The 13,859-nt window shown below is 53.3% G+C and carries 13 protein-coding genes; 9 read left to right on the top strand and 4 right to left on the bottom strand.

The features are described 5' to 3' along the window. Positions 1-32 precede the first annotated feature (32 nt). Genes QPL94_RS09590 through QPL94_RS09575 form a run of 4 tightly spaced genes read right to left on the bottom strand, consistent with a single transcriptional unit; the run spans position 33 to position 3,827 of the window. Positions 33-887 (bottom strand): glycosyltransferase family 2 protein, encoded by an 855-nt coding sequence (locus QPL94_RS09590; protein WP_285357024.1) that lies wholly within the window; start codon positions 885-887, stop codon positions 33-35. Between the two features lie 31 nt (positions 888-918). Continuing rightward, the gene (locus QPL94_RS09585; protein WP_285357023.1) at positions 919-1,632 is read right to left on the bottom strand and encodes a hypothetical protein; all 714 of its coding nucleotides are present in this window, start codon (positions 1,630-1,632) and stop codon (positions 919-921) included. Then, positions 1,629-3,380: a hypothetical protein gene (locus tag QPL94_RS09580; protein WP_285357022.1), complete on the bottom strand. Its 1,752-nt coding sequence runs from the start codon at positions 3,378-3,380 to the stop codon at positions 1,629-1,631. Before QPL94_RS09580 ends, QPL94_RS09585 begins: the two co-directional genes overlap by 4 nt. Before the next feature lie 6 nt (positions 3,381-3,386). Next, complete coding sequence (locus QPL94_RS09575) at positions 3,387-3,827, bottom strand: pilin (RefSeq protein ID WP_285357021.1); 441 nt, start codon at positions 3,825-3,827, stop codon at positions 3,387-3,389. A gap of 307 nt (positions 3,828-4,134) precedes the next feature. Between QPL94_RS09575 and pilB the strand changes: the two genes are divergently transcribed. The 9 genes from pilB (at position 4,135) to QPL94_RS09530 (ending at position 13,842) form a co-directional block, all read left to right on the top strand. Continuing rightward, a complete protein-coding gene (gene pilB, locus QPL94_RS09570) occupies positions 4,135-5,850 on the top strand; it encodes a type IV-A pilus assembly ATPase PilB (protein WP_285357020.1) in 1,716 nt (571 codons plus the stop codon). 2 nt (positions 5,851-5,852) lie between these two features. Further along, positions 5,853-7,070, top strand: coding sequence for a type II secretion system F family protein (locus QPL94_RS09565; RefSeq protein WP_285357019.1), 1,218 nt, complete (start codon positions 5,853-5,855; stop codon positions 7,068-7,070). Between the two features lie 158 nt (positions 7,071-7,228). Beyond that, positions 7,229-8,104, top strand: coding sequence for a prepilin peptidase (locus tag QPL94_RS09560; RefSeq protein ID WP_285357018.1), 876 nt, complete (start codon positions 7,229-7,231; stop codon positions 8,102-8,104). Next, positions 8,104-8,706: a dephospho-CoA kinase gene (gene coaE / locus QPL94_RS09555; protein ID WP_285357016.1), complete on the top strand. Its 603-nt coding sequence runs from the start codon at positions 8,104-8,106 to the stop codon at positions 8,704-8,706. The genes QPL94_RS09560 and coaE overlap by 1 nt, the downstream gene beginning before the upstream one ends. Positions 8,707-8,821: 115 nt before the next feature. Next, on the top strand, positions 8,822-9,790 hold the full coding sequence (locus QPL94_RS09550; RefSeq protein WP_285357014.1) for a hypothetical protein: 969 nt from the start codon (positions 8,822-8,824) through the stop codon (positions 9,788-9,790). A 2-nt stretch (positions 9,791-9,792) separates the two neighbouring features. Then, positions 9,793-10,539: a tRNA (N6-threonylcarbamoyladenosine(37)-N6)-methyltransferase TrmO gene (gene tsaA / locus QPL94_RS09545; protein ID WP_285357013.1), complete on the top strand. Its 747-nt coding sequence runs from the start codon at positions 9,793-9,795 to the stop codon at positions 10,537-10,539. A 41-nt stretch (positions 10,540-10,580) separates the two neighbouring features. Further along, positions 10,581-12,932 carry a hybrid sensor histidine kinase/response regulator gene (locus QPL94_RS09540; RefSeq protein ID WP_285357012.1) on the top strand — a complete coding sequence of 784 codons (2,352 nt, stop codon included), beginning with the start codon at positions 10,581-10,583 and terminating at the stop codon, positions 12,930-12,932. A gap of 49 nt (positions 12,933-12,981) precedes the next feature. Beyond that, positions 12,982-13,170 (top strand): DNA gyrase inhibitor YacG, encoded by a 189-nt coding sequence (gene yacG, locus QPL94_RS09535; protein WP_285357010.1) that lies wholly within the window; start codon positions 12,982-12,984, stop codon positions 13,168-13,170. Positions 13,171-13,287: 117 nt separating this feature from the next. Beyond that, positions 13,288-13,842 carry a YfaZ family outer membrane protein gene (locus QPL94_RS09530; protein WP_137435091.1) on the top strand — a complete coding sequence of 185 codons (555 nt, stop codon included), beginning with the start codon at positions 13,288-13,290 and terminating at the stop codon, positions 13,840-13,842. The last annotated feature ends 17 nt before the right edge of the window (positions 13,843-13,859 follow it).

The raw sequence follows: 13,859 nt of genomic DNA, 5'->3' as shown, positions 1-13,859 counted from the left end.
CATTCAACATAACAAAAAAAGTCAGATAGTTGCTACCTATCATCTTTGTACATCAACGAAGTTAGCTGTTCGGAAACCAGACCAATAAGGAAAATCTGGGCAGAAGCGACAAAAAGTGTAGCCGACATGTTCGTGAAAGACCCAACAGCCAAATAGGTATAAATGTAGCGCATCAAGCCCAATCCAAACACTGCAACCGCCATAGGAACGAATATCTTTAAGGGCGAATACAGAGTTCCAATTTTAAAAATTATTAAAAGAAAGCGAATCCCGTCTCGAAATGGCTTTATATGACTTTGACCGACTCGCTGTGAGGCATCAATAGGAACATATCCAACGGTGTAACCCGCGCGGAAAAAAGCCATTGTCGACGTCGTGGGGTATGAAAAGCCATTGGGTAGCAAGTTCAAAAACTGTAAAAACATATCTTTGCGAACAGCTCTGAAACCAGAGGTCAAATCCTCAACTTTTTGACCCGTCATATAGCTTGATAATCTATTGTAAAATCGGTTGGCCATACTCCGTCCCACGCTGGCCTGTGATCCGGTCTGTCTGGCACCAACCACCAGGTCAAAGCCGCTTTCCACCTTATCAATCAACCGCGAAATATCATCTGGCGAATGCTGACCATCTCCGTCCATAAAGAGAATAATATCGCCTGAGGCGGCCCTTGCCCCAGTCTTTATGGCAGCCCCATTGCCTTTAGAATAAGGATGAATAATTTCGGTAACTGAGGCCTCTGAACATACGCGACTTGTCTCATCAGTTGAACCGTCATTCACAACAATAATTTCAATGTCGTAATGCAATTGCCTAATTTTTGGCAACAATACCTTCAGGGATTCGACTTCGTTTTTTGCGGGTATAACTATCGTAACGTTTTCCATACCTTAACCAATGCCCTAGATTCTGGTTTTATTACCATGGGTCCTGAAAAATAACTCTGCGTATGGTCTCGTGTTCGCTATCAAACACAGCGATAGCAAATTCATCCGTGTCATAAACCAAAGGAACAGCTATCGAGCCGCAGTTCCTGTCAAAGTTAACCCCAAAATCCTTGACGTCAATCTCAGAATTGCACATTCGATGATAAAAGCGTTCACGTTGGTGCTTGAACCTTTCATAGTGGGCAGGCCGATACTCAATATCAACACCGCCACTCATAACTTCGAAAATTAAACTCAGGTCATCCTTAGGCAATTCCCTCGCAGCGATTAACGGTGGAGCCTCAGAGCTGATCATCAATTTCATTATTTCCGGAGGAATCCTCCCCATCTCAGTCTGATGGGCTTGCACAACAACAAGCCTATCGACAGAAAACGCCACTAAAACCGGTCGCTGGGTGTAGGCCAAATGAAGCCCAACACCCAATACAACAAGCTTAAGGATGTAGAGCACACTGAGATCGTTAACATACTTATCGCGTTGAGGTTTATAAATTAAAACATTGATTACCGGACCTAATAAAAAAATAAGGCTTAAAAAAGCCGCAAGCTTTAGGTTAACCTCGTAAAGATTTGAATAAAAATCAGGATACCATCGTTTAATAAGTACAATAATTGCCACTGAAAATACAGCAGTATCGAGTAAACTTAGCCCAAAGACCGAGCGTCTATTCAGGCCTGGATTCATTTTCGATACCGTTGGTAGCGTTCCTGTACATTGCGAGCGTGTTTACCAGAAAACCCGGGATTGTCGCGGCAAGCATCAAAAATCTCATTCATCTTCCTATTTGATATTTCACAGTCTCCGGCCTCCAGGCAGCTTAGAACTCCGTGTAAATAGTTATAGGTGTTATTGGAGAACGGAGCGATTCGAAGCCGGCGGAGTAATGAACGATACGATTCCTCGCTCATTTGGTGGCCCTCTAGTCCCTCTAACATGAGCAACCCGAACAAACCATCGACGTAACTTGCCCTCAGTTCCGCGCTTTTCTCAAAATATTTGACTGCGCTCTGGATTGCTTCAGTTTTCTGAGCCGAGCCGTCAAGAGCATTAGCATAGATTGCATACTGCTTGCCCAAACCATAGTTGGCTCTTGGCGACAGTGGGTGATTAGACACCTCAGTTATCACGTGAACCACAGGCTCTCCCCACACTGCAGCTCTTGTCAGAGTTGTTAGCCCAAAGAAAATAATCAGACTACCAGCGAGAAGGACCCGTAGTGACGAAAATTTGTCTGAACCAATCACCAGGTAATAAGCAATAGCAAACAGGACTGAAAAAATCGCCAGGTAGTTTCGATGCTCATGCACCAGTTCAAGGGAGAAAATCGTAGATTCCATCGAATGGGCCGCTAAAAAAAATAGCACTCCGAATGCAATCACCGGATATTTTCTGATACCGGAAAATGCCGCGACGACTGCAACGAAGACAAATAGGACCGCTACGACCGTGGTCCAGGGGGATAAGAGTGATGTTGACAGGGCAAAATCATCATGGAATAGACCCAGGCTACTGTTTATAGGCAAGAAGACCTGCCCCAAATAGAAAGCTATCACACGAGACTGAGTCAATAACCGCTCTCCGAGAGAGAAATCCCGGTTTGCATAGCCGTTCAGGATCCAGTCAGGAAAGAAAAAAACAAGATAAAGCGAGAGGAGGACACCGGGTAGGACGAACAATACGCCGTATGAAAGCACTATGACCCGGCTTGTTTTGCCCTCTGCAGGGTTTTGGAATTTCAGAAAAACGAGCTCTATGAGAAACAGATAGATTGGGAACAACAAGGCGTTTTCCTTGCTGTACATGGCCAAAGGCCAAAATACCAGGAACGAGAGGGCGTACAAGCCTGCCCGGGCTCCCCACCCTGCCCGAGATACATGCCGTGCCTTAACGTAGGCGAACATACCAAGCAGGCAAAAGAGCGCGCTCAGGGAAGCCATACGCTGAACAGGATACAAAACGGTACTCAGATTTAGTGGGTGCAACAGCCAGAGCAACATCACCAGGAAAGCAAACAGATGCCTACGTTGCACGGGCATCTTGGGAAGGTGTTCGCTGAGCGCGAGAGCCAAAGCGTAAATAACCCAACCGCAGAACACATGAATAGTCAGGTTGACAAGCTTAAAATAGAAAGGGTCCAGTCCGAAAAAGACATGATTAAGCGCAAAACTCAACACTGATATGGGACGACCCAGGGGCCCGGCGGTACCAGAAAGCGCAGCATTCCAAAGCCCTTCGAATGCCAGTGAATCAAGCTGTAACGCCTGATTCCTCAGAATATTCCACTCATCATCGAAGTAGAAGCCGCCGGAAAACCCAAGCGCATAGACCGCGACTGTCAGCAGGGAGGCGATCAGAACCTGAAAGTAAGCGTTGTTTAATATCCACATAGTAAAAAAGCGCCCGGAGGCGCTTTCTCTTAGCTGCTCAGCCACTGTCGATTAACGACAGTTAGACGGCAGGTATTTGGCATCGATTGTGCCAGCGGTACACGCCCAAGTTACGTTAGTAGACGTGCCTGTGCCGGTCAGCAGGAAGTTTTCACCTGCAAGAGTATCACCGCCAACAGCTTCGATATCCATCGTAATCACGCCGACCGTGTCACTTGTTTTAGTATAGGTCATGTCTTGAACAACATCGGTAGAATATGCGCCAGGAAGGTCTAGTCCGGCCGCAGCTTGGTCTGCAGGCATAGAACCCTGCGAAATGTAATATTCTGAAACCGCAGTTTTTGCCTGGGACGCCACAGACATTGCCTCAGTCAGTTTGGCACGGATTGTGTAATCCTGATAAGCCGGGATAGCAACCGCCGCCAGAATACCAATGATCGCGACTACGATCATCAGTTCGATCAGCGTAAAACCCTGTTGAACTTTTTTCATAATTTATCTCCGAGATTTCGTCAGTCACACTCCAAAGGGAGCAGCCTGCAAGATCACAAGCACAGCGCGTGCCAAATGAAATTTATTTTAATTTATTCTATATTATCAACACCCTGTTTTTTTTATGCCGCCATTGCCTACGCTATCAATCGAGCCTCGAAGTGCCTGTTCTCGTCAATCACTGACGCTTTTGGTCACCTCTGCGATCACAAACGCTTACTTTCCAAACCCACCCCATCCATCTAAACTCTGAGTAATTCACACCTGACAAAATTTCAGCAACTTAGGCGGCATTCTTAAATCCTTTATGGCTACTAACAATTCCAACGTTACGCTGACAGGGCTTGCCCGGCGCTTTGTCGAGGATGGGCTACTGGACGAGGCAACAGCTAAAGAAGCCTTTATCCAAGCCTCCCAGAACAAAATCCCATTAATTACCTACTTGGTGCAAAACGAGCTCGCAAATAGCAGTGGGCTAGCCTTCTCAGCTGCGATGGAGTTCGGGGTGTCAGTGTTGGATCTCAGCTCTTTTCTACCGGAAATGATGCCGGAGAAGGTGGTTGACGAGAAACTGGTCCGCAAGCACAACGCTCTGCCTCTCTATAAGAGAGGTAATCGTTTGTTTATTGCGGTTTCGGACCCGACCAATATTCAGGCACTGGATGAGATCAAGTTCAATACTGGCCTGAGCACCGATGCCATCCTGGTAGACGATGCAAAACTCCGGGCAGCCATTGATAAATACCTTGAGTCCCAGGACAGTTCGATGGGCGACCTCGATGATGCTGATCTCGAGGGCGTGGAGACAGAAGGCGGTGAGCAGGAAGACGATGCAGTAGTAGCAGCTACGGACGTGGACGATGCGCCGATAGTTAAGTACGTCAACAAAATGTTGCTTGACGCGATTCGTGGCGGTGCCTCGGATGTTCACTTTGAACCCTATGAAAAGACCTACCGGGTACGCTACCGGACGGACGGTATCCTCAAGGAAATGTCACGCCCCTCCATCAAACTGGCCCCAAAGATCTCGGCTCGTATAAAGATTATGGCGCAACTGGACATTTCGGAGCGCCGGGTACCCCAGGACGGCCGGATCAAGATGAAACTTTCCAAAACCAAGGCGATCGATTTCCGGGTGAACACCCTGCCCACGCTCTGGGGTGAGAAGATCGTTCTGCGGATTCTGGATCCGAGTCAGGCGAAACTGGGCATCGATGTCCTGGGTTACGAGGAAGAGCAGAAGAAACTGTACATGGACGCCCTGGAGCAACCACAGGGGATGATACTGGTTACCGGCCCTACGGGTTCTGGTAAGACCGTTTCTCTCTATACTGGCCTGAATATCCTGAATACGCCGGAAAGGAATATTTCCACTGCGGAAGATCCAGCCGAAATCAACTTTGAGGGCGTCAACCAGGTCAACGTAAATAATAGAGTCGGCCTGGGTTTTGCGGAAGCGTTGCGCGCCTTCCTGCGCCAGGACCCGGACATCATCATGGTGGGCGAGATTCGGGACCTGGAAACAGCCAACATTGCCATCAAAGCTGCACAAACCGGCCACCTGGTGCTTTCGACCCTGCACACCAACAGTGCTGCGGAAACCCTGACCCGCATGATGAATATGGGGGTACCGGCGTTCAACATCGCCACGTCTGTGAGCCTGATCATTGCCCAGCGTCTGGGCCGGCGACTGTGCAATGCCTGTAAACAGGCGGCAGATATCCCCAAGGACGTGCTTTTGGCCGAAGGGTTCACACAGGAACAAATTGATACAGGGTTCACGTTGTACCGCCCCAAGGGCTGTGATAAATGCAATGGAGGATATAAAGGCCGCGTCGGGATTTACGAAGTGGTCAAGATTACCGATGAGCTGGCAAGCATGATTATGGAAGAGGCCAGCTCCATTAAAATTGCAAAGCAGGCACAGGCCGAAGGCTTCCCGAATCTTCGCCAGTCAGCCCTCAAGAAAGTGATGGAGGGTGTGACCAGCCTTGAGGAAGCCAACCGCGTGACGAAGGATTAAGCATGGCAGAAAAAGCAGAGAAACTTCAGGCGTTCGTCTGGGAAGGTAAAGACCGTAAAGGTAATAAGTCCAAGGGTGAGGTATCCGGTACCAACCTTGCCTTGGTAAAGGCCCAGTTGCGCAAGCAAGGCATTATGCCAGACAAGGTGAAGAAAAAGCCCAAGCCGTTATTCGGCGGTAGTAAAAAAATCACGCCATTTGATATTGCCATGTTTACACGGCAGATGGCGACAATGATGAAAGCCGGTGTGCCCCTGGTTCAGAGTTTCGATATCGTGACTGACGGTCTAGAAAACCAGGGATTAAAGGAACTGATTGCAGCGGTCCGCAATGATGTGGCATCAGGCACAAGCTTTGCCAATGCCTTGCGCCGCCATCCCAAGCATTTTGACGACCTCTACTGCAACCTGGTGGATTCCGGTGAAAAGGCCGGTGCCCTGGAGCAGATGCTCGACCGAATTGCGATGTATCTTGAGAAGACCGAAATCCTAAAGAAAAAGGTCAAGAAGGCCATGACCTACCCGATTGCGGTTATTGTGGTCGCAATCATCGTGACCGCCATCCTACTTGTAAAAGTGGTGCCGCAGTTCGAGAGCCTCTTCCAGGGCTTTGGTGCAGATCTTCCGGTGTTTACCCAGTTTATTATTGAGATATCAGAATGGATGCAGAAATGGTGGTTTATAGTGCTCCTCGGGATAGCGGGCTTTATATTTGCATTCAAAGAGAGCGTGCGAAGGTCACAGAAATTTTCCGATTTAGTTGACAAATACCTACTGAAACTCCCTGTTGTCGGCGAAATCCTGGATAAATCTGCTGTTGCAAAGTTTGGCCGGGTTCTTTCAACCACCTTCGCTTCAGGTGTTCCTCTGGTGGATGCCCTCGACTCAGTTGCCGGCGCTACCGGTAATGCCATTTATCGCGATGCCGTGATGAAAATCAAGGATGACGTTTCCAGCGGTACCCAGCTTCAGGCCTCCATGAAAACCACCGGTGTGTTTCCGGTTATGGCGGTTCAACTGACATCTATCGGTGAGGAGTCCGGTAACCTGGACGAGATGCTGGAGAAGGTTGCTGACCACTATGAGGGGGTTGTTGACGACATGGTTGATAACCTGACTGCGCTGATGGAACCGATGATTATGGTGGTTCTTGGTGTTTTGGTGGGTGGCCTTATTATTGGTATGTATCTGCCGATCTTCCAGATGGGTCAGGTGGTTTGATTTGTTTGGTTGTTTTGTCAAACAACAGTTTGTCGGATTACGGCCCGCTGGGCCTAATTCGACCTACGGTGCAATAGTATCCCTTCAGCGTCGGTTGGATTAAGCGAAGCTGGAATCCAACAATAAGCACTCGTAAATTTCCCCAATCCGGACCAGCAATGCCAAACCTAGATCCCATCCTCGACACCCCCTGGCTCCTCTACACCACAGTTACCTTCTTCTCCCTCTGCATCGGCAGCTTCCTGAACGTGGTCATCCTGCGCCTGCCAAAAATGATGCAGCAGGACTGGCGCTGCCAGTGCGAGGAGTTTCTGGAGCTTCCTGAAGGGCAGAGAAAGGAGGAAGAGCCGATCACGCTTTCGAAGCCCGCCTCCACCTGCCCGTCCTGTGGCCACAAAATTCGTGCCTGGGAAAACATTCCGGTGATCAGCTACCTGGTGCTGGGCGGCAAGTGTGCTTCCTGTAAAACCGGTATTTCGCCGCGCTATCCAATTATCGAAGCGGTGACGGCGCTGTTTTCGGTGGTGACGGTTTTTGTCATGGGGCCGACTGAGGCGGCGTTGTGGGCGTTGTTGCTGGTGTGGGCGCTGATTGCGTTGACGGTGATTGATTTTGATACCCAGCTGTTGCCGGATAGCATAACCTTGCCGCTGATGTGGCTTGGGTTGGTGCTGAATTACTTTGGTGTGCTGACCGATATCGATAGTGCTTTTTGGGGTGCCATAGCGGGTTATCTGTCGCTCTGGTCGGTGTACTGGGCGTTCAAGCTAGTGACTGGCAAAGAAGGTATGGGGCATGGTGATTTCAAGTTGCTGGCGGCGCTGGGCGCCTGGCTCGGATGGCAGTTGTTGCCGGCGGTGATTTTGTTGTCGTCTGTTGTTGGTGCGGTTGTGGGAATCAGTTTGATGGTGTTCCGCCAGCACGGGCGTGAGGTGCCGATTCCGTTCGGGCCATATCTGGCGGCGGCGGGGTTGCTTTGCCTTTGGTTCGGGGCGGAGATTTTGGCGGCCTGGTATGGGTATTTGGGGGTTTAATGGCGGTTGTGGGGCTCACAGGCGGAATCGGCTCCGGCAAATCGACGGTTGCGCGCATGTTTGGCGCGCTGGGCGTACACTGGGTGGACGCCGACGATGTTGCCCGTGAGGTGGTGGATCCCGGTACGCCAGCTCTGAAGCAGATTGCGGAGCATTTCGGGCACGACATCCTGCTGCCGGACGGCGGGCTGGATCGGGCGGCTTTGCGGCAGGTTGTGTTTGATGCGCCGGAGGAGCGGGCCTGGCTGGAGGGGTTATTGCACCCGGTGATTCGCGAGGAACTGGTTCGGCAGCTACATCCCTCGGACTACGCCCTGCCCTATGTGTTGCTGGTATCGCCGTTGTTACTGGAAACGGACCAGCACCAGCTGGTCGATAAGGTAGTTGTGGTGGATGTGCCGGTGGATATTCAGATTGAAAGAACGATAGCCAGGGACGACAATGCCAGGGATCAGGTTCAGCGAATTATTGATGCACAGATTCCACGCGAGCAGCGGCTGCATAAGGCTGATGAGGTGGTGGACAATAACCGGCCCGTTTCTGAGGTTGAGCACCGCGTTGACGAGTTACACAACCAGTTTATGGTGGCCTTTGGTCGCTAGCGTTCGTTCTTTCCGTACCTTTTCCCGAGTTTGTGCTGCCCTGCTTGCAGCGGTTCCCGGTATCTCAACGGCACAGGATCGACTGTTTACCGTTCCTGACCCTGCAGTGCAGAATGTGCTGGCCCCTGAAAATCTGCCTCCGTCGTTTTTTACCTTTTCCCCGGACGAATACTGGGCCGAGCCCAGGGACTCCTATTGGCTGCGATTCAGTAACTGGGTTCTGACCCAGGAGCGCGGCCACAGTGATCGCGTTCAGTCTCTGGGGGAATGGGCAGACCGTACCCTTTCCGGCAGCAATCAGTCGTTGCCGGATAATGAGAGCTATCTGCGGGTGGGATTTGCCACTGAATCAGAATATGGCGACCCGGCCCAGTTTGATCCGGAGGCGCGGTTCCGGCTGGATATTCCGACCACTGAGGAAAAGCTGCGGCTGGTCATCGAGAGTGAGAGCGATGAGCTGATCCCTCTCTCGGAGCGGCGGCGAAGCCGGCAGCTGACAGCGGATGAGCGCAGTGAAACCGAGGCTACCGGTGCGTTTCGTTATCTGACCAGTGTCGGGGATGCAATCAATCTGAGTAACGATGTGGGTATTCGGTTGCGGCTGCCACCGGATGCGTTCTGGCGGGCGAAAGCCGAGAAGAGTTGGCAGCCGGGCGAGGACTGGAAGCTGGCGGTAGAGCAGCGGGTGTATTATTTCCACCAGGACGGTTGGGGCACGCGATCGTGGTTCGGTGCGGGTCGTGATCTGGGCCATGGCTGGAATACGCTGGTGGCTTCCGAGGTTGAGTGGGTTCACGATGAGCGTAAATTCGAGCTTTCCCAGACGGCGAATTTTTATAAGCGGCTGAATAACCGGTCTACTCTGAATCCGCGTGTGGGGATTCTGGGTGAGAGTAAGCCGGGATGGCGGACGACGTCGGTGTTTACGGATGTGACCTACCGGTATCGGTTGCACAGTGACTGGTTGTTTGGGGAGATTATTCCGGCGCTGGAGTTTCCCCGGGATGAGAGTTTCAAGGATCGGGCTTCGTTGATTTTGCGGATCGAGTTGTATTTTTCTGGCAGTATTGAGAGGCCCTATTAGTAATGAGCCGCCATCCTTCCCGTCCGGCTGTTGAGGCTTTAACACTTACTCCCATTGCCCTTACCCGCTCGTGTTTCCGTGACAAATTCGGGGTGCCCCGCCAGCCGGGATTAACCCGGTTCGCCCATGCCGACCTGGTGATTCAACCGCCGTTTGACCGGGAGGATGCGTTTCGGGGGTTGGAGACGGCGAGTCATCTGTGGCTGACGTTTCAGTTTCATGAAGCGGTTCGGGCAGAGTGGCGGCCGGTGGTTCGGCCTCCGCGGTTGGGCGGTAATAAAAAGATCGGGGTGTTTGCCAGTCGGTCGCCGTTTCGGCCCAACAGTCTGGGGCTGTCGGTGGTTCGGAATGAGGGGCTGGGCAGGGATGATGACGGGCGGTTGGTGTTGCGGATCAGTGACCATGATCTGATTGACGGTACGCCGATTCTGGATATCAAACCGTACCTGCCGTTTTCAGATTCGGTGCCGGAGGCGTCACTTGGGTGGGCGGATTCAGCGCCGACGGAGCGGTTGCCGGTGGTGTTTCTCGAGGATGCGGAGGAGCAGCTTGCGGGGTTGCCGGCGACGCAGTATCCGGATCTGCGGGGGCTGATTGAGGATGTGGTGAGTTATGACCCGCGGCCGTCGTTTCGTCGGGGGCGGGATGAGGAGCGAATTTACGGGGCGCATTTGTACGATCTGAATGTACGTTTCCGCTTTGTCCATGCCGATTCACAGGAACGTGTCGAAGTGCTGACTGTCTGTTAAACTGCAGATCGGTTGTTTTTTCGACACAGGGAACGCGTGCCTTGCCTCCGATCCGGTTATTCAGACGAATAGGTGTACGGCCACTGGCTGCCAGGCTGCTGGTTTATGTTCTGTTGTTCAGCCTTATTCTATCGCTGGCGGCAACGGGCGTGCAGATGATTGGCGAGCTGGAGCGCCGTACGGAGGATCTGCGCAATACTCAGGTGCGCGCGGCCGAGCTGGTGTCCGGCGCCATGAGCAATAATCTGTGGTTGCTGAACTACAGCGAGGTGGCCAACAGCCTGGACGATATGCGTGCCATTCCGGCTATCCAGCACGCCCGTGTCGTCACCGTCAGTGGCGAGGAGTTCAGCACCGGTACCTATCCCGATGGCCGGGTGATCAGCCAGTCCTTCCCTCTGGTTTTTAACCGCGCGTCTTTCAACAACCCCGAAGCCGTGGGCACATTGACGGTAACCTCGTCGGTGGAGACGGTCCATAACGAGCTGATGGACCGGGCTCTGCTGACGCTGTTGTTCCAGTCTATGATCGTGATGCTGGGAACTCTGGGGTTGCTGATTATTGTGCGGCTTACCCTGTCACGGCACCTGGAAACCATTGCCGATTATGCCTCCCGGCTGAATCTGGATGCGCTGATTGAACCGCTGCAGCTTCGCCGCAAGCCACCCAGGCGCGGGGATGAGCTCAGCGAACTGGAACAGGCCCTCAACACCATGCGCCTGCAGTTGCTGGAAGATACCCGGTCACTGCGCCAGACGTCGATTCAGTCCCAGGATGAGCGGGATGAAGCGGTGCGGGCCAACCACGCCAAGAACCAGTTCCTCGCCAATGTCAGCCATGAACTGCGGATTCCGCTGCAGTCGGTCCTGGGCTACGCCAACCTGCTGTCAGACACGCCCCTGGACCAGGAACAGCGGGAGTATGTTCACACCCTGCTGAACGCCTCCGAGAGCCTGTCGTCCATTATCAATGACCTGCTGGACATCTCCAGCATGGAAGCCGGCAAACTGGTGCTGGAGGACATTCCCTTTGACCTGCGGGATACCCTGAATGATCTGGTACATATGCTGGGCGCCCGCGCCCGTGAAAAAGGGCTGGCGCTGGAACTGCGCATTGACGAGAACCTGCCCTGGGCGCTGAGGGGCGATCCGGTGCGGTTGCGGCAGATTCTGCTGAACCTGACGTCCAACGCCATCAAGTTCACTGACTCCGGCCATGTGCTGATCAGCATTGAAGTGCTGGGCCGTCGGGATGACAACGTGCGGCTGCGCATAGCAGTGGAAGATACCGGGGTAGGCATCAATCCGGAGGACATTCCCCTGGTGTACGAGCCTTATGTTCAGCTGGGCCAGCGGTTCCAGCGCCAGCTTCCCGGGGCTGGCCTGGGGCTGACCATCTGCCGCCAGCTGGTTCACCTGATGAGTGGCTCCCTGGACCTGGAGAGTAAACCCGGGGATGGCTCCACGTTCTGGATGGAGCTGACATTGCCGGTAGCAGCAGAAAGCGCCTCTCGCAGCCGGCCGGATACCAGCATGATCCGCGGCAAGCGCATTCTGGTGGTGGACTCCTATGAACTGTCCCGCAAGATTACCCTGGAGATGCTGTCGCGGCACGAGCTGGATATCGAAGCGGTGAAGTCCGCCGGCGAGGCACTGACCTCACTGCGACTGGCCTCCGACAACCACGAACCCTTTGATGCCATTGCACTGGATGGGTTTGTGCCGGACATGGACAGCGACCTGCTGTGCCGCCAGATACGCAGCAACCCAGAGTGGAGCCATACCCGGCTACTGATTCTGTCGTCCAACCCCCAACGGGGCGACGCGGAACATTTCCGCCAGGCCGGAGCCGATGCATTTCTGAGCAAGTCTCTGCGCGAGTCGTGCCTGACGCCGATTCTCCATCAGTTGTTTGCTGACGCTGCGAAGGACGAGCGCCGGTTCCTGACCCGTTTTTCCCTGCAGGCTGTCAGTGACAACACCCGCCGCCAGGAGCTGCCCTGTGGCCGCATGAAGGTACTGCTGGTGGAGGACAACCCGGTCAACCGAACCCTCACACGCCGGCTGCTGGAAAAGCTCGGCTGTGATGTGATGACGGCCAATGATGGCGAGGCGGCGTCCAGCCTGTGGCAGTGGCACCCCTTTGATCTGATTTTTATGGACTGCATCATGCCCAAGGTGGATGGCTTCGAAGCCACACGGCGCCTGCGCCGATGGGAGAAAGACCATAACCGCACCCCGGTGCCGGTGGTGGCTTTGACAGCCAGTGCCATGGAGAAGGACGAGGAGCGCTGCCGCGAGGCCGGCATGGATTCCTTTGTTGCCAAGCCTGTCAATATTGAAATGCTACGGGCGGTTCTGGAACAATACTGCAAGGCGTCCGCGTCCACCTGATTGCTCTTAATGCCCTCAATACCCTCAATACCGTGAATACAAGGTCACCATGAACGTAGAATGCCCCACCTGTAAGAAATCCGTGGAATGGAATGAGAATAATCCTTTTCGCCCTTTCTGCTCAGAACGCTGTAAGCTGATTGATCTCGGCGCCTGGGCCAACGAAGAATACCGCGTGCCAGCCGAAAACGTCTCACCGGACGACCTCGACCAGGGTGACGATGCATCCAGTCACTGACAGCACGTATTAATTGCCCCTTAACCCGTTTTAAGTTGAGGCCCCCGTGCCAGCCCGTTACCATTCGGCCAAATGAAACCCGATCCGGTTACATTCAATCAATGAGAAGGTAGAAGAATGAAAGCGTCCCGTATTCCTTTTATCGTTCTGTCCCTTGCGGCAGCCCCTGTCTTCGCTGCCGACGCGGATCTGAGCCTGACCAACGACTCCGTGAAGGGCCAGGTCAACTTTTTCGACACCAATTCTGACATTCAGGTCGGTACCGGCTACACCTATCACGAAGGCAGCCGCCATATTGGCAACGTGGACTTCCACGCCCAGGGCCGTACGGCGCTTGGCAACCTGCCTACCACCGCCGGCATTGGTGTGCGCGCCATCGGCTGGGAAGATGATCCTGCGGACGGCGGTGCGGTTGCCCTCGGCGGGTTTGCCACTGTGAATATTCCCGACGTGCCGGGGCTGTCGTTTACCGGCGGGCTTCATTACGCGCCGAGTATTCTGTCGTTCGGTGATTCCGACGACCTGACCAGCCTGGAGCTGCGGGCCAGCTACCGCGTTATTCGTAACGCCGAGCTCTTTGCCGGCTACCGCTATCTCAATACCAACTTTGAGGGCCGTGGCGACCTCAACCTGGACGAAGGTGTTCTGGCTGGCATGAAGATCTTCTTCTGATTCGCCCCTGACCACCC

This window comes from Marinobacter sp. SS13-12 (genome assembly GCF_030227115.1).
Taxonomy (GTDB): Bacteria; Pseudomonadota; Gammaproteobacteria; order Pseudomonadales; family Oleiphilaceae; genus Marinobacter.
The sequence above is the reverse complement of the archived record's forward strand: the minus strand, read 5'-3'. Positions and strand labels throughout refer to the sequence as shown.

Excerpts from the sequence above, each read along its gene's own strand:
- QPL94_RS09590 (WP_285357024.1), bottom strand. The coding sequence starts at position 887 with ATGGAAAACGTTACGATAGTTATACCCGCAAAAAACGAAGTCGAATCC.
- QPL94_RS09585 (WP_285357023.1), bottom strand. The coding sequence starts at position 1,632 with ATGAATCCAGGCCTGAATAGACGCTCGGTCTTTGGGCTAAGTTTACTC.
- QPL94_RS09575 (WP_285357021.1), bottom strand. The coding sequence starts at position 3,827 with ATGAAAAAAGTTCAACAGGGTTTTACGCTGATCGAACTGATGATCGTA.
- pilB (WP_285357020.1), top strand. The coding sequence starts at position 4,135 with ATGGCTACTAACAATTCCAACGTTACGCTGACAGGGCTTGCCCGGCGC.
- QPL94_RS09565 (WP_285357019.1), top strand. The coding sequence starts at position 5,853 with ATGGCAGAAAAAGCAGAGAAACTTCAGGCGTTCGTCTGGGAAGGTAAA.
- QPL94_RS09560 (WP_285357018.1), top strand. The coding sequence starts at position 7,229 with ATGCCAAACCTAGATCCCATCCTCGACACCCCCTGGCTCCTCTACACC.
- coaE (WP_285357016.1), top strand. The coding sequence starts at position 8,104 with ATGGCGGTTGTGGGGCTCACAGGCGGAATCGGCTCCGGCAAATCGACG.
- tsaA (WP_285357013.1), top strand. The coding sequence starts at position 9,793 with ATGAGCCGCCATCCTTCCCGTCCGGCTGTTGAGGCTTTAACACTTACT.
- yacG (WP_285357010.1), top strand. The coding sequence starts at position 12,982 with ATGAACGTAGAATGCCCCACCTGTAAGAAATCCGTGGAATGGAATGAG.
- QPL94_RS09530 (WP_137435091.1), top strand. The coding sequence starts at position 13,288 with ATGAAAGCGTCCCGTATTCCTTTTATCGTTCTGTCCCTTGCGGCAGCC.